Below are 15863 nucleotides of genomic sequence, written 5' to 3'. Positions count from 1 at the left end.
CCAGCGTCGTTGCGACGCTGGCGTCGACCTCAACTCGATTGAGCGGTGTCTTCCTCCGGGATCTCGTCCAGCAGATCCTGTTGCCCCGGCAGTTCGGTGATCACGCTGAAATCACTGACTTCCACGGCGCCCAGCCCATACCCCAACAAGTGGAACGAGAACGCCTTGCGCGGTTGCGGGTTGTCGAAACTGAAATCCATCTCCAGCGGCTGATCCGCCGTGGCGACCATCTCGGTCGGCAGGCCCAGTTGCACGTCCTGTTCGAACTCCTTGGCCTTGAGCTGAATGTACGCTGCCTGCTGCGGATCGACCGAACGTACGGTCAGGCGCACGCGGGTATGGGAGCCCTTGGGCATTTCCAGATACTGCGCGCCGATCAGGTTGTCGGCCCAGTCGTCCTTGATCTGCGCTTGCAGCGGGATGACGTTGGCGCTGCCGAACTGATAACGCTGGTTGAGCGGGGTGCGCAGCAGCGACAGATCCAGGGCCGAGGCGCGGGCGGCGATATCCCGGGCATTCTGGCTGCTGGCGTTGCCCTTGAACGTGGCGCTTTCGGCGATGAAACCTTGGCTTGCGTAATTGCGGCAACGGCGCGGCATGTCGCATTCGGTCAGGAGGCCGCGACCGTCGTGGTAACGCAGCTTGCCGTTGGTGAACGACATGATTTCGCGGCCCGAATCGTAATCGCGAAACAACGAGCGACCGCTGAGGGCGGAGGGCACCGGAAAGTCGAAGTAATCCAGAATCGACGCGCTCAGATCGACGTGACCATAGACCCCGGCGTTCAGGCGCGGCAGTTGCGCCTGTTCCGGCGCGAGGGTCAGGTTGAAGCCCCAGGACGACGCGAGGCGTACGCCGTCGATGCCGTGGGATTCGTCCGAGGTGATCACCACCAGCGTGTCTTTCAGCACGCCCTGGCGTTCGAGGCCGCTGAGAAACTGTTCCAGTGCATCGTCCAGATAACCGACGGCGGCCTGCTTCGGCGTGTCGTAGCGTTGCAGGTATTCCTCCGGCGCGGAGTAGGGCTGGTGGGTGCCGACGGTCAGCAGCGTGAGCATCCACGGCTGTTTCTGCTTCTTCAGGTCGCCGACGTATTTCAGTGCGCCTTCGAAGAACGCCTTGTCATCCTTGCCCCACGGGAATTCCAGGTAGTTGGCGTTGGTGAACCATTCCAGGCCATGGGTCGCATCGAACCCGATGTGCGGCATGATCTTGTCTTTAGCCATGAACCGCAGCCCTGCGCCTTGCAGGTAGTGCGTGGCAAAACCGTGCTGACGCAACTGGGCCGGCAGGCACGCCTGATTGCGTTCGTGCTGGGTCAGCATTTCCACGCCTTTGGGCGTGCCGTTGTCGAGTTTGTCGTAATCGCCGCAGAGCATGGCGTACAGGCCGCGAATGGTCTGGTGGGTGTGCAGCACGTAATCCGGGGTGTTCATGCCGCGCTCGGCCCAGCGGCTGAGGTTGGGCATCAGGTCTTCCTGATAATGGCTGCCGATGGCCTGGCGATTGGCGCCGATGTAAGCGCCGGGAATGCCTTCGAGGGCGACGATCAGCACATTGCGCGCCTGGCCCTTGGCCGCCAGCAACGGGTGACCGTTCAGATCGACATCGGTGAGACCGGCCATCGGTGGGGGCGCGACTTGGGTGTCACCCTCCAGCCATTCTTCGGCCTGCATCTGCACGTCGGCGACCTGCGCGGCCAGCAGTTGGTGCGGCAGGTTGTACAGGCGCCACGGATCGGCATCGCTCGGGTTTAAGTGCTGCGCGCCCCAATACGCGGAGAACAGCAGCACCGGCGTCGCCCAGGTTGCACGGGGCAGAGCGCGAACCGGTGTCGCACGTCGAGTCCAATGACTGAGCAGCCACACGGCCAGGGCCACCAGCAGCGCAACCGCCACGCCGGGATGGGCGAAGCCGCCGCCGGTGGAGTTTTCCACGAACTGCGGGTCGATCAGATAATGCAGATCCGCTACGGTCGGCAGGCGACCTACCGCGCTGACCAGTTCCGCGGTCGCCACCGCCAGCAATCCCCAGAACAGCAATACCGGCAGCGCCAGCCACCAGGGACGGCGGTGCAACACCACCACCAGCAGACTGCCGATGGCCAGGTCCGACAGGTAACCGAACAGGCTCGACCAGCCGAGTGCCGCCCGCAGGCACACCGGCACGATCAGTACCAGAAAAAACAGAGAGAGAAGGCGGGCATCCAGGCACCGCAGCCGTTGAAAAAGAGCGCTCACAAAAAAAGACCTTCCAGCCATTAAACCGTCATAAAAGTGTGGGCGATGATACCAAGCGTCGGCAGTCTGATCGCCTTTTTAAACGGCTGGATGATCCGATCCCGAAGAGCGCTGTGATCCATCCGCAAGGGGCGGGATCTTGATCGGCGCACGTCCTGGCGGTTTTCCGACCTGAGCGAGGCGCCGGTTTTATTGTTTCAGGCTGTTTAAGCGGCCTTTGATCCGTTGGTGCTGCATTTGCGAACCAGTGCGATTTACAATGCGCGACCTCTGATGGAGATCAAGCTCCGTGGATGTCCTCACGCAACTCTTTGCGCAGCTCAGCCGCTGGGTGATCGATCCGGTCACCGAGCGGTTCCTTGGCCTGTTCGATCTGAACGGTCGTCTAGGTGTGGTGTTTCTGCTCACATCCTACGGCGTGGCTTACGGCCTTTATCGCCACCGAAAATCCCGGCATCTGACGCAGGCCCGATCCTTTTGGCAATTTGTCGGCGGCGGGCGTGTCCACGGGCATCGTTCGGCCTGGCTGGATTACCGTTATTACTTCATCAAGGCGATTCTGCGGGTGACGCTGGTGTTGCCCGTGGTCGGCCTCGTCGATCCGCACATTCTGCGTTCGGGCGACTACGCACAGTTTTTCACTCAGCTGTGGGGCGCGCGCGAGCAAGTGCCGGATCACCCGTTGATCGCGTTGTTCTACGGACTGGGCGTGTTCCTGCTCAGGGACTTTCTGCATTACTGGATTCACCGTGCCTTCCATTCCCGGTATCTGTGGGAATTTCACAGGGTCCATCATTCGGCGCCGGTGCTGGTGCCGGCCACCGCCAGCCGCATTCACATTGTCGAATCGATCGTTGAACGAATCGTCATCACCGCCGGCCTCGGCGCGTTTGCCGGGGTGGTCTGGTACGCCTGTGGCGGTGAGGTCAGCCGCTACACGCTGTTCGGCGTGACCTGGCTGGTGCTGATCATCAACAGCCTGGGCTCCAATCTGCGCCACAGCCATGTCTGGCTGTCGTTCGGGCCGGCAGTCGAGCATGTGCTCAGCAGCCCGGCCCAGCACCAGATTCATCACAGCGACGCACCGCGCCATTTCAACAAGAATTTCGCGATCAATCTGTCACTGTGGGACTGGCTGTTCGGCACTTTGTACGTAACCACTTCAAAGCCCGAAGACTTGCGCTTCGGCACGGGCGAGCAGGACCGCACGCGTTATCTGACGCTGTACAGCCTGATCGTCACGCCGTTCGTGGACACCGCGAAGCGCCTGTCGTCGAACGCCGACGGTCTTAAAACCCGGTTCAACCAGCGTACGCCTTGAACGTTGGTATCAGCCTGTTCATCAGTTTTTCGAAGCTGGTTTTCCAGTGATATCAATATGCGATAACGGTATTTAAATTTCGTTTTTTATAGCGATAAAGTCCGGCCTCACAGATTTCCCTGTAAATCACTGCGAGGTTGTCATGGCCCTACCGTTAAAACGTTCTGCACTGACGCTGCTGGCGGCCTCGCTGGCCGGCGCATTGCTCGGTAACACTGCACAAGCCGAAGGCAAGATCAGCATCGCCCAGCAATTCGGCATCGGTTATCTGATTCTGGATGTTGTGCGCGATCAGCAATTGATCGAGAAACACGGCAAGGCCCAGGGCCTGGACATCAAGGTCGACTGGAACAGCATTTCCGGCGCCACCGCCATGAACGAAGCGCTGCTCACCGGATCGCTGGACGTGGTCTCGGCGGGCGTGCCGCCGATGCTTACCGTGTGGGATCGCACCAAGGGCAAGCAGAACGTCAAGGCCATCGCTTCGCTGGGTTCGATGCCCAACTACCTGCTGACCAATAACCCGAACGTGAAAACCCTCAAGGATTTCAGCGACAAGGATCGCATCGCCGTGCCGGCGGCGGGTGTGGGCTTCCAGTCGCGCACGCTGCAGATCGAAACGGCCAAGGAATTCGGCAATGACCAATACAAGAAATTCGACGATATTTCCGTCAGCCTGCCGCACCCGGATGCGACGGCTGCACTGATCGCCGGCGGCTCGGAAATCAACGCGCATTTCTCCAGCCCGCCGTTCCAGTACCAGGCGTTGCAGAATCCCAACGTGCATAAAGTGCTGAGTTCCTACGACGTGCTCGGCGGCCAGGCCACGTTCAACGTGCTCTACACCACGGAAAAATTCCACGACGAAAACCCGAAAACCTACAAGGCGTTCTACGACGCGCTGGCCGAGGCCGAGAAGATCATCAAGGCCGACAAACCTGCGGCGGCTCAGGCCTACATTCGGGTGGAACAGTCAAAGCTGCCGCTGGCACTGGTCGAGAAAATCGTCACCGATCCGGAAATCGATTTCACCGTGGTGCCGCAGCGCACCTTTATCTATGCAGAGAAATTGCAGGAGCTGGGTGTGCTGAAAAACAAGGCAGATAGCTGGAAGGATTATTTCTTTGAAGAGGCGCATGGTGGGGCGGGGAGTTGAACGGCCGTCATTTCTGAACAACCCGCACGTCCGCCGACCGGGTAAGCGACAAACCCGCGTCTATAGTGAGAGGGCTGTGTGAAACGGGTGGCGCACCTCAAGGCTGCGACGGGAGGCGCCGAGTGAACAGTCTGCTGTTTTCCATTCAGGAGATCGCCATGAGTCAGATCGAAAAAGTCCTCTACACCGCGAAAACCCACACCACCGGCGGACGTGACGGCGCCTCGCGCAGTTCCGACGGGATCCTCGACGTAAAACTGTCGTCGCCCGGCTCCAGTGGCGGCGGGACCAATCCGGAGCAATTGTTTGCCGCAGGCTGGTCGGCATGTTTCATCGGCGCGATGAAAGCGGTGGCGGGGCAGCAGAAAATCAGCCTGCCAGCGGACCTGGCGGTGGATGCCGAAGTGGACCTGGGTACCAACTCGGGAGGGTATCTGTTGCAGGCGCGACTGAATGTAAGCCTGCCGGGCATGGAGCGCGGCGCGGCGCAGCAACTGGTGGATGCGGCGCATCAGGTGTGCCCGTACTCCAAGGCCACGCGCAACAATATCGAGGTCGAATTGAAACTGGTCTGATATCCAGATGCAAAAGGGGCGGCATGATCATCGATCATGCCGCCCCTGTTGTTTTTTGAAGCCGTAAATCTGTCAGTCAGCGATCAATGCATCTTGCTGTGATCGTGGCCTTCCATGGTCAGCGCCTTGACCGGCGCTTTCACTTCCACGGTTTCCTTTTCGCCCTTGGCGTTTTCGATAGTCAGGGTCAGCGGCACGCTGTCGCCTTCCTTCAGTTGAGCGGTCAGGCCCATCAGCATTACGTGGTAGCCATTCGGATCGAAGTTGACGGCTTTGCCCGCCGGCAGGTCGACCGATTTCACCGGGCCCATGCTCATCACGTCGTTTTTCATGGTCATCTCATGAATCTGCACGTCCTTGGCCGCCGGCGAAGCAACGCTGAGCAGCTTGCTGTCGCTGTCGGCGGTGACGGTCATGAACGCGCCGCTGGCCGACTGGTTCGGCACGGTCGCGCGCACCCAGGCGTCGTCGACCTTGGTCTGCGCCGATACCTGGAACGCCAGGCCCAGCAGGGACAGGCCCAGTGCGGCACGTTTGATGTGGTTCAGAAAAGGGTTCATCAGCAGACCTCCATGACGGTAAGCAAATCTTCCGTGCACTCTTGTGCAGAAAGCGATTGAGACAGGCCCACACGCAACGTGCCCCGGGTGTCGTAGACATAGCTGGTGGCGGTGTGGGAAAGGGTATAGGTGTCGCCGGCCGGGACTTTTTCGTAGAACACGTCGAATTCCTTGGCGGTGGCCTTGGTTTCTTCGAGGGTGCCGTACAGCGCGACGAAGCTTGGATCGAAGGTCTTGACGTAGGCGTCGAGGATTTCCGGGGTGTCGCGTTCCGGGTCGAGGGTGATGAACACCACTTGCAGGATGTCGCCGTCCTTGCCCATCAGCTTCTTGATTTTCGCGGCGCGGGCCAGCGTCGTCGGGCAGATCGCCGGGCACTGGGTGAAACCGAAGAAGATCATCGGCATCAGGCCGCGAAAGCTCGACAGCGTCACGGTGTTGCCTTCGGTGTCCTTGAGTTTGAAGGTGCGTCCGAGGATCTTGTCGCTCAGATCCTTGCCGTACTTGTACGACAGTTCGCCGCGGGTGTCGCAGCCGGCGAGCAGGCCGAGACCGAGTACGCCCATTCCCGCAAGCACCTTGCGGCGAGTCAACAAAGCCGTCATTTCATACCGCCCTTTGGAGCCCGCCGGTCGGCAGGACAGGCGGGGGGTTAACCGTAAAAGCGGCGCATGATACCAAAATGATCCGGCAGGTCGGTTTTTGATCACCTGTCAATGTCGGAACAGGCGACAAAAGGTGTAAGAAAACATGACTCAAGGTGCTGGCGGTGGCGACTCGACCGGGCTCCAGCCACCGCCCAGCGCGGTGTACAGATTCACTTGCGCCACCAGCTGCGCCAACCGGTCGGTAATCAGCCCTTGCTGAGAACTGAACAATGAACGCTGGGCATCGAGGAACGTCAGGCTGCTGTCGACGCCGCTGCGATAGCGATGCTGCGCCATGTCGTAATAATCCTGGGTCGCCTGCACCAGATCGCGCTGGGCCTGGAGCTGTTGTTCGTAGGTCTGGCGCGCCGCGAGGCCGTCGGACACTTCCTGAAATGCCGTCTGAATGGTCTTTTCGTACTCGGCGACGCTGATGTCTTTTTGCAGCTTCGCGTAGTCCAGGCTGGCGCGCAGACTGCCGGCGTTGAAGATCGGCAGGTTGATCTGCGGCTGGAACGTCCAGGCCCCGGAGCCGCCCTTGAACAGCCCGGACAGGTCGCGGCTGGACGTCCCGGCATTGGCGGTCAGGCTGACACTCGGGAAAAACGCCGCCCGCGCCGCGCCGATGTTGGCATTGGCAGCGCGCAGCTTGTATTCGGCCTGGAGAATGTCCGGCCGACGTTGCAGCAGATCGGACGGCAATCCGGCCGGCACGGATGCCACCAGGTCACTGTCCAGCGGACGCGCCGGAAGATGCTCGGGCACCGGCGCGCCTACCAGCAGCGTCAGGCTGTTCAAGTCCTGGGCGACTTGACGCTGATAGCGGGCCAGGCTTGCGCGGGTGCTGTCGACGCTGGTCTGCGCCTGAATCTGGTCCAGCGCCGAGGACTTGCCGGCCTCGCGATTGCGGGTGGTCAGGTGCAGGCTGCGCTCGTCGGCGGCCAGCGTTTCCCGGGCCAGCGCCAGCAACTCCTGATCGGCGCGCCAAGTCAGGTAGGCGTTGGCGACATTGGCCACCAGACTCAATTGCGCACTGCGCCGGGCCTCTTCGGTGGACAGCCAGCTCAGCAGCGCCTGCTCGCTGAGGCTGCGCACCCGGCCGAAGAAGTCCAGTTCATAGGCGCTGATGCCCAGATTCACCGAGTAGGTCGAGGTGATCGCCGCCTTGGTGCGGGTCACGCTGGACGGCACCCGCTGACGCAGTTCGTTGGCATTGGCCGACACCGCCGGCAGCAGATCGGCGCGCTGGATGCGGTACTGCGCCTGAAACGCCTCGACATTCAGCGCGGCCACCCGCAGATCGCGGTTGTTGACCAGCGCGCTTTCAATCAGTTGCTGTAGCGCCGGGTCATTGAACAGCGCGCGCCAGTCCTCGGCGCGGGGTGTGACCGAGGACGGCGCAGCATACGCGGGACCTTGCGGATACTGCGCCGCGCTCGGCGATGCCGGTCGCTGGTAATCGGGAATCAACGAGCAACCGCCCAGCAGCAGCGCGGCGGACAGCAGGGAAATCGGCAACCTGGACATCAACCAGCCTCGTTCACGAATGAGAGCGGACGCCGGGCGCCCGGAATGAGAAAAATGCCGGATCAGGCCCCGGCCATCCATTTCGCCAGACCGTGTCGCCCGCTGACCCCAAGCTTGGCGGCCGCACGTTTGAGGTAGGTCTCGATCGAGCTGTTCTTGACCCGCAGCTTTTCTGCCATCTGCGGCACGGTGCCGCCGGTCAGCAGGCCCAAGCAGACCTCTTTCTCTCGCACCGACAAGGTGATGTCACCCAACGCCAGGCGTTCGTCGAACACCTGTTGCAACGGCGTCTGGGGGTGATCGGCTTGTGGCGCGCGGAGTTGACGGGCGGTGACTTGGCGACTGATGTGCGCGTGGCGCTCGATCAAAGGCAACAAGGTGTCGGACAGGCGCTTGAGGAACGACAGTTCCGGCAGGGAAAACACCCGATGCGTGTGGGGGCGGTAGAACGAGATGACGCAACGGCGGTTGGACGTGCGTGACACCAGATTGCATTGGTGAACGCTGTGGTGCGGGTGTCGATGCTGGAGCGAGGCTTTCAATTGAATCAGTAGCGAGTCGTTCATCTCGATCATCTGTTGCAGCAGCGGGTGGTCGTCCGGGTGCTGCAACGGGGCCGGGGGCGGGAAGGTGTCCGGCAAACCGGCGCTGCCCAACGCCTTGATCTCGACCACGCTGGATTCCCGTTCGTCCAGGGTCCACTCACTGAGATCGACGCGATTGACCGGAACGAGGTTGTCGACCAGCTGGAACATGTTGGTGGCAAAACGCTCGTTGCCGGTGCTGGCGATCAGTTCACCCAGTTGCCAGTAAAAGTGCGGATTTTCCATGTTGCGAAGACTGCCGGTCAGATTCATATCCTTGTCATCCTTGATTTAGAGCCATTGCCGAATCGTCTGCCGTGCATGCACCCGTGAAACGCCCACCCAGTTGTTTCTCCTGAAAATCGATCTGGAACGGGATTTAAGCCTATGCATTTGTCCTACGTCTGTAGGGGAAAACAGGGACACAAAGTGCCACCATTTCCGAAAAAATGGCGTCACGTTTCTGTCAGATCAATGTGTAAGGACTCGTAGTCTGTGACTGTACGATCTAGTACGAACCCCGGATTCCGGGGTTCGGACCGCGGTGCAGCGCCATTGCGGGGCGCTAGCGGGTAGTCGAGTGTGGCGATTGTCCTACAGGATTTTCAGTCATTTCTTTCCGAACTTTTAGGGGATCAGCTGACTTCTCAGGCCCTGTTGGTTCGCACATCTGTACAAAGTGGGGAGTGTTGTCCGGGTTTTACGTGTCACGCGGGTTTCGGGGCCGATGCTTGAATACGCGCCAAATCACGTGAGATGGATCTTATGAACCAATTTGCTGCCGACGCGGCGGACGGTCTGTCCGCGATTTCCGAGGCCTTTCCGCTGACTGCCGCCCAGCGCGACATCTGGCTCGATCAATTGCGTCAGGGAAATTCGCCGATGTACAACATCGGTGGCTATGTCGAACTGACCGGGCCGCTGGATCCGGCCCTGATGCAGGCGGCGCTTGAAGGTCTCGTGGCCCGGCATGACGCGATGCGCACCAGCCTGCTGCCGGGGGCCGGCGAGGATGGGCTGCCGTTGCAACGTTTTGCCCGGTCCATGCCGGTGCCGATGCCGGCGCACGATTTACGCAGCCAACCCGATCCATACGCCGCAGCGCGCCAACTGACGCAGGAAAACATCGAGCAACTGTTTACGCTGGATGGCGGGCCGTTGTTCCGGTTTCGTCTGCTCTGGCTCGATGACAACTGCCATTGGCTGTCACTCCAGGCCCACCACCTGATCGTCGATGGCTGGGGTTTCGGCGAGATGCTCAAATCCCTCGACGAGATCTACAACGCGCTGGCGCTCGGGCAATTGCCGCCCGATTCGGCGCCGTCCTATGTCGATTTCATCCGTGACGATGCGCGGTATTTTCAGTCCGACCGCTACGCCCGCGACCGGGCGTATTGGCTGGACAAATACCAACATCGGCCCGAACCGCTGTTGCTGCCGCGTTATCAGGAACGCTTTGCCGGCGCTGCGGCACCGACGCGGATTTTCTCGCAGGTGTTTCCGGCTCGCTTGCACGAACGCATGAAACAGGTGGCCCGGGAGTACGGCGCATCGGCGTTTCATGTGCTGCTGGCAGCGATCCATGTGTATTTCAGCCGCAGCGCCCAGCGTGACGAATGGGTGGTGGGCGTGCCGCTGCTCAACCGCTCCGGCGCCCGGTTCAAATCGACCCTGGGGCTGTTCACCCAGGTCAGCGCGGTGCGCATGGGGTTTGGCCGCGAGTTGTCGTTCAAGACGCTGGTCAAGGCGATTCACGACGAGTTGAAAAAAGACTTTCGCCATCAGCGTTTTCCCTTGAGCGAAATGAACCGTGCCCTCGGCTTGCTGCGCGAGGATCGCTCGCAGTTGTTCGAAGTGACCGTGTCCTATGAGCGCGATGCGCATGAATACCGCTACGGCGAGGCGCAGGGGCGGGTGGTCAAAGTGTCGAACCACGAAGAGGGCACGCCGTTGTCGGTGCACCTGCTGAGCAGCCGTGGTGACTACGAGGACAGTTTGTACATGGTGTACAACGAGGCCTACTTTGACGCCGATGAAATCGCGGTGCTGAGCGGGCGCTTGCTGTGGGTGCTGGAGCAGGGGCTTGAAGACCCGGCGCTGATGGTGGGTGATTTCAGCCTGAGCCTGCCGGCCGAATCGGCGCTCTTGCAGCAGTGGAACGACACACGCGCGCAATACCCTCAAAACCTGACCATCCACCAGCGCATCGAAGCGCAAGTGGCGACACGCCCGAATGCGGTAGCGGTCGAACTCCAGGGACAGCGGCTGACCTATGCCGAGCTGAGCCGACAGGCCAACGCCCTGGCCCATCATTTGATCGGGCTCGGCGTACGACCCGACGCCCGCGTGGCGCTGGTCGCGCGCCGAGGGCTGGACACGCTGGTCGCGCTGCTGGCGATTCTCAAGTCCGGCGCCGGTTATGTGCCGGTCGATCCGGCTCATCCTGCGGAACGGCTGAGCTATTTATTGCGCGACAGTGCTCCGGCCGTGGTCCTGACCCAGCACGATCTGCGCGAACGTTTGCCGGTGCTCGACGTGCCGGTGATTGAAATCGACACGCGCGGCTGGCCGATCAACGATCTCAACCCTGATGTTTCGGGTCTGACCACTGCACATCTGGCCTACGTGATCTACACCTCCGGTTCTACCGGCCAGCCCAAGGGCGTGATGGTCGAGCATCACACGCTATCGAACCTGGTCGACTGGCATTGCACGGCCTTCGACCTGAGCGCCGGTTGCCACACGTCAAGCCTCGCCGGCTTCGGCTTCGACGCCATGGCCTGGGAAGTCTGGCCGGCGCTGTGTGCCGGCGCGACCCTGCACCTGGCGCCGTCCCGTGATGGCGGCGAAGACATCGACGCGCTGCTCGACTGGTGGCGTGCGCAACCGCTGGACGTGAGTTTCCTGCCGACCCCGATTGCCGAGTACGCCTTCAGCCGCCACCTCGAACACCCGACCCTGCGCACACTGCTGATCGGCGGCGATCGCCTGCGCCAGTTCAATCGCCAGCAGACGTTCGCGGTGATCAACAACTATGGCCCGACCGAAGCGACAGTGGTCGCGACCTCGGGGCGAATCGAACCGGGCCGGACGCTGCACATCGGCAAACCCGTGAGCAATGCCACGGCCTATCTGCTGGATGACCGACAACGCCCGGTGCCGATTGGCGTGGCCGGTGAACTGTACGTCGGAGGCGCCGGGGTGGCGCGGGGTTACTTCAACCGGCCGGAGCTGACCGCCGAACGCTTTCTCGACGATCCTTTCAGCCGCCAGCCCAACGCCCGGATGTATCGCACCGGCGACCTCGCACGCTGGCGCCCGGACGGCACCCTCGAGTACCTGGGCCGCAACGACGATCAGGTGAAAATCCGTGGCGTGCGCATCGAACCCGGTGAAATCGAAGCCGCGTTGAGCAGCCATGAATCGGTGCGCGATGCGGTAGTGCAGGTGCGCGACGGGCAATTGCTGGCCTGGTTCACCGAACGCCAACCGCTGGACATCACGCAGCTGCATGCTCACCTCAAGACCCGTCTGCCCAGCGCGATGCTGCCATCGGCCTATGTGCGTTTGACGGCGCTGCCGCTGACGGCCAACGGCAAACTGGATCGCCAGGCGTTGCCGGCGCCGGGGCCGGAGGCGTTGATCCGCCGCGAATATGAAGCCCCGCAAGGCGACGTCGAAATTCTCCTGGCGCAGATCTGGGCCGAGGTGCTGCAAGTCGAGCGGGTGGGGCGTCACGATCACTTCTTCGAGCTGGGCGGGCATTCGTTGCTGGCGGTCAACCTGATCGAACGCATGCGCCAGCTCGGCATGAGCAGCGATGTGCGCGTGCTGTTCGGCCAGCCGACATTGGCGGCACTGGCCGCGTCGGTGGGCAGTGGCCGCGAGGTCGAAGTGCCGGCCAACCGTATTCCGCCAGGTTGCACGCAGATCACCCCGGATCTGTTGCCGTTGGTGCAACTGGATCAGGCAACCCTCGACCGGATCATCGCCACGGTGCCGGGCGGGGCGGCCAACGTGCAGGATATTTATCCGCTGGCGCCGTTGCAGGAAGGCATCCTTTATCACCACATCACCGCCGCACAGGGTGATCCGTACCTGCTGCAATCGCAGCTGGCGTTCGACAGCGTCGAGCGGGTCGAGGCCTATGCGGCGGCGCTGCGTCAGGTCATGACGCGCCACGACATCCTGCGTACCGCCGTGGTCTGGGAAGGCTTGACCAACCCGGTGCAGGTGGTCTGGCGCGAAGCCGAATTGCCGGTGCAGGAAATCGAACTCGATCCGGCCGAGGGCGATGTCCTCGCGCAACTGCACGCGCGTTTCGATGCCAGGCGTTATCGCATCGACGTCAGTCAGGCGCCGCTGATCCGGCTGATCTATGCGCGCGACCCGGCTCATGGGCGGATCGTGGCAATTCTGTTGTTCCATCATCTGGCGCTGGATCACATCGCGCTGGAAGTCCTGCGCCATGAAATGCGCGCCAATCTGCTGGGGCTCGACGAACCGCTGCCGCCGGCGGTGCCTTACCGCAATTACGTGGCCCAGACCCGGCTCGGTGTCAGCGAGCAGGAACACGAAGCGTTCTTCCGCGAAATGCTCGCTGATATCGACGAGCCGACTTTGCCGTTCGGCTTGCAGGACGTGCAGGGCGACGGTCGCGGTATCGACGAAGCCGTGCGAACGCTTGCGCCTGAACTGGATCGGCGCTTGCGTGTTCAGGCGCGGCAGGCCGGCGTCAGCGTGGCCAGCCTGATTCACCTGGCTTGGGCCCAGGTGCTGGCGGCGACGTCGGGGCAGGAACATGTGGTGTTCGGCAGCGTTTTTATGGGCCGGATGCAAGGCGGCGAGGGCGCGGACCGGGCGCTGGGGGTGTTCATCAACACCTTGCCATTGCGGGTAGATATGGATCGAGGTGTGCGCGATGCGGTGCTGCTCACCCACGCCCGACTGACCGACTTGCTCGGGCACGAACATGCGTCGCTGGCGCTGGCCCAGCGTTGCAGCGGCGTTGCGTCACCGGCGCCGCTGTTCAGTGCGTTGCTCAACTATCGGCACACCGAACTTGAGGCGCAGGAATCGGCGTCGGACTCAGCCTGGCAAGGCATCCAGACCCTGGAGAACGAAGAACGCACCAACTACCCGCTGACCCTGAGCGTCGATGATTTGGGCAGCGCCTTGCAGATCACCACGCGGACCCTGATGAGCATCGGTGCTCAGCGTATCGGCGACTACGTGCGAACCGCGTTGCAGACGCTGATGGATGCGCTGGAGCAAACCCCGCAACAGCCGCTGAATCGCTTGTCGATCCTGCCGACGGCGGAGCTAGAACAACTGCTGGTCGAGTTCAATGCCAGCGAAGTCGATTGTCCGCTTGATCAGCCGCTTCAGGTGTTGTTCGAGCAACAAGTACAGCGCAGACCCGACGCCATCGCATTGCAGGCTGGCGAGCAACAACTGACCTATCGCCAGCTGAACGAACAGGCCAACCGTCTGGCGCATCATCTACGCGAGCACGGCGTGCAACCCGATTTGCGGGTGGCGATCTGTGTCGAACGCAGCCTGGATCTGGTGATCGGCTTGCTCGGCATTCTCAAAGCGGGCGGTGCGTATGTGCCACTGGACCCGGACTATCCGCTGGAACGCCTGCATTACATGCTGCAGGACAGCGCCCCGGTGGCGGTGCTGGTGCATGACGCCACCCGCAATCTGTTGGGCGATCCGGGTGTGCCGGTCATCGATTTCTCCCGTTGCACCTGGCAGGACGCGTCAACTGAAAACCTGCAAGTAACGGGTTTGAGCGCTGCGAACCTGGCCTACATGATCTACACCTCGGGCTCCACCGGCACGCCGAAGGGCGTGATGATCGAACATCGGGGGTTATGCAATCTGGTGCATTGGGGGTCGCAGATCAGTCCCCCGAGGACGCATGGTGCGTTGTTGCAGAAAGCACCGTTCAGTTTCGATGGCTCAGTGTGGGAGTTTTTCTGGCCGCTGACAGTTGGTATGCGACTGGTTCTGGCACGTCCCGGCGGCCATCGTGAACCGGCCTATCTGGCGCAAGCGATCGGCGAGCAGCAGATCAGCGTGGTCAAATTCGTCCCGGCGCTGTTACAACAGTTTCTTGAGTTGGACGATGTCAGTCAGTGCACCACTCTCACTGATGTGTTTTGTGGGGGTGGCGAACTCACCGCTGCACTGGCCCAAGCGGTGCGCAAAAAACTGCCATGGGTGCGCTTGCACAATGTCTATGGTCCAACCGAAGCCACGGTCGACAGCTCCGCATGGACGCTGGAACCGTACATGCCTGTACCCGACTCCGTGCTACCGATTGGCAGGGCCATTTGCAACACCCGGCTCTACGTGCTGGACGCCCACGATCAACCGGTGCCATTCGGTGTCAGCGGTCACCTGCACATCGGCGGGGTCGGGGTCGCGCGGGGGTATCTGGGCTTGCCGGAGATGCAGGCCGAACGCTTCATCGACAGCCCGTTCGTGGCCGGTGATCGCCTGTATCGCACCGGCGATCTGGTGCGCTACCGGGCGGACGGCAACCTCGAATTCCTCGGTCGCAACGACTTTCAGATCAAGCTGCGCGGCCTGCGTCTGGAACCGGGGGAAATCGAAGCACGGCTGATCGAGCATCCCGCCGTGCGTGAAGCGGTAGTGCTGGTGCGGGACGAGCGGCTGGTGGCGTATTTCACCGTGCGCGAAGGCTTCGACGCACCCCCCATCGAAACCTTGCGCGCCCATGTGCTCGAGCGTTTGCCGGAGTACATGGCACCGGGTTCTTACGTAAAACTCGACGCATTGCCCCTGACCCCGAACGGCAAGGTTGACCGCAAAGCCTTGCCGGCACCTGGGGCTGAGGCGGTGCTCAGTCGCCGCTACGAGGCGCCCGAGGGCGAAGTCGAAATCCGGCTGGCGCAGATCTGGGCCGAAGTGCTGCAACTGGAGCAGGTCGGGCGCAACGATCACTTCTTTGAACTCGGCGGGCATTCGTTGCTGGCGGTCAGCCTGGTGGCGCGCATGCGTCAGGCCGGGCTACACGTCGATGCGCGAACGCTGTTCAGCCAGCCGACTCTGGCCGCGCTGGCGGCGCAAACCTCGGAACAGGCAAAACAGGTGGAAGTCCCACCAACCACCATACCGACGCTCAACCGCAAACGCCGGCTCTGAGCCGACACCGGCGTCGATTCGCGGTTCCCGCGGATCGACGCCATGACTGGCCGGTCACGGGTCTTGTCCCCGCTTCC

Annotated in this window: 9 protein-coding genes; 4 read left to right on the top strand and 5 right to left on the bottom strand. The window is 61.8% G+C overall.

Features of this window, described 5'->3' with window-relative positions; all coding sequences use genetic code 11:
- Positions 1 to 29 precede the first annotated feature (29 nt).
- Complete coding sequence (locus tag ACKUG4_RS20775; protein ID WP_445434724.1) at positions 30 to 2240, bottom strand: LTA synthase family protein; 2211 nt, start codon at positions 2238 to 2240, stop codon at positions 30 to 32.
- A 289-nt stretch (positions 2241 to 2529) separates the two neighbouring features.
- Between ACKUG4_RS20775 and ACKUG4_RS20770 the strand changes: the two genes are divergently transcribed.
- The 3 genes from ACKUG4_RS20770 (at position 2530) to ACKUG4_RS20760 (ending at position 5292) form a co-directional block, all read left to right on the top strand.
- Positions 2530 to 3561 (top strand): sterol desaturase family protein, encoded by a 1032-nt coding sequence (locus tag ACKUG4_RS20770; RefSeq protein WP_445434723.1) that lies wholly within the window; start codon positions 2530 to 2532, stop codon positions 3559 to 3561.
- A 142-nt stretch (positions 3562 to 3703) separates the two neighbouring features.
- Positions 3704 to 4717, top strand: a complete 1014-nt coding sequence (locus ACKUG4_RS20765; protein ID WP_445434722.1) for an ABC transporter substrate-binding protein — start codon at positions 3704 to 3706, stop codon at positions 4715 to 4717.
- A gap of 158 nt (positions 4718 to 4875) precedes the next feature.
- Entirely contained in the window at positions 4876 to 5292 is a 417-nt protein-coding gene (locus tag ACKUG4_RS20760; RefSeq protein WP_007956881.1) for an organic hydroperoxide resistance protein, read from the top strand.
- A gap of 83 nt (positions 5293 to 5375) precedes the next feature.
- Here the strand turns inward: ACKUG4_RS20760 and ACKUG4_RS20755 are convergent, their stop codons facing one another.
- The 4 genes from ACKUG4_RS20755 to ACKUG4_RS20740 form a co-directional block, all read right to left on the bottom strand.
- A complete protein-coding gene (locus tag ACKUG4_RS20755; RefSeq protein WP_064595537.1) occupies positions 5376 to 5852 on the bottom strand; it encodes a copper chaperone PCu(A)C in 477 nt (158 codons plus the stop codon).
- Positions 5852 to 6457: an SCO family protein gene (locus ACKUG4_RS20750; RefSeq protein ID WP_039770777.1), complete on the bottom strand. Its 606-nt coding sequence runs from the start codon at positions 6455 to 6457 to the stop codon at positions 5852 to 5854. The genes ACKUG4_RS20755 and ACKUG4_RS20750 overlap by 1 nt, the downstream gene beginning before the upstream one ends.
- 150 nt (positions 6458 to 6607) lie before the next feature.
- Complete coding sequence (gene adeC / locus ACKUG4_RS20745; RefSeq protein WP_445434721.1) at positions 6608 to 8026, bottom strand: AdeC/AdeK/OprM family multidrug efflux complex outer membrane factor; 1419 nt, start codon at positions 8024 to 8026, stop codon at positions 6608 to 6610.
- Positions 8027 to 8088: 62 nt separating this feature from the next.
- Positions 8089 to 8883 (bottom strand): helix-turn-helix transcriptional regulator, encoded by a 795-nt coding sequence (locus tag ACKUG4_RS20740; RefSeq protein ID WP_085648942.1) that lies wholly within the window; start codon positions 8881 to 8883, stop codon positions 8089 to 8091.
- A gap of 492 nt (positions 8884 to 9375) precedes the next feature.
- On the opposite strand from ACKUG4_RS20740, the gene ACKUG4_RS20735 reads away from it, so the two are divergent.
- Positions 9376 to 15786: a non-ribosomal peptide synthetase gene (locus tag ACKUG4_RS20735; protein WP_445434720.1), complete on the top strand. Its 6411-nt coding sequence runs from the start codon at positions 9376 to 9378 to the stop codon at positions 15784 to 15786.
- Positions 15787 to 15863 lie beyond the last annotated feature (77 nt).

The organism is Candidatus Pseudomonas auctus (assembly GCF_048654275.1).
GTDB classification, from domain to species: domain Bacteria; phylum Pseudomonadota; class Gammaproteobacteria; order Pseudomonadales; family Pseudomonadaceae; genus Aquipseudomonas; species Aquipseudomonas pharyngis.
The sequence above is the reverse complement of the archived record's forward strand: the minus strand, read 5'-3'. Positions and strand labels throughout refer to the sequence as shown.

Bases quoted from the DNA above. Each gene is read 5' to 3' on its own strand.
- ACKUG4_RS20755 (WP_064595537.1), bottom strand. From the start codon at position 5,852: ATGAACCCTTTTCTGAACCACATCAAACGTGCCGCACTGGGCCTGTCC.
- ACKUG4_RS20765 (WP_445434722.1), top strand. From the start codon at position 3,704: ATGGCCCTACCGTTAAAACGTTCTGCACTGACGCTGCTGGCGGCCTCG.
- ACKUG4_RS20735 (WP_445434720.1), top strand. From the start codon at position 9,376: ATGAACCAATTTGCTGCCGACGCGGCGGACGGTCTGTCCGCGATTTCC.
- ACKUG4_RS20740 (WP_085648942.1), bottom strand. From the start codon at position 8,883: ATGAATCTGACCGGCAGTCTTCGCAACATGGAAAATCCGCACTTTTAC.
- ACKUG4_RS20750 (WP_039770777.1), bottom strand. From the start codon at position 6,457: ATGACGGCTTTGTTGACTCGCCGCAAGGTGCTTGCGGGAATGGGCGTA.
- ACKUG4_RS20760 (WP_007956881.1), top strand. From the start codon at position 4,876: ATGAGTCAGATCGAAAAAGTCCTCTACACCGCGAAAACCCACACCACC.
- adeC (WP_445434721.1), bottom strand. From the start codon at position 8,026: ATGTCCAGGTTGCCGATTTCCCTGCTGTCCGCCGCGCTGCTGCTGGGC.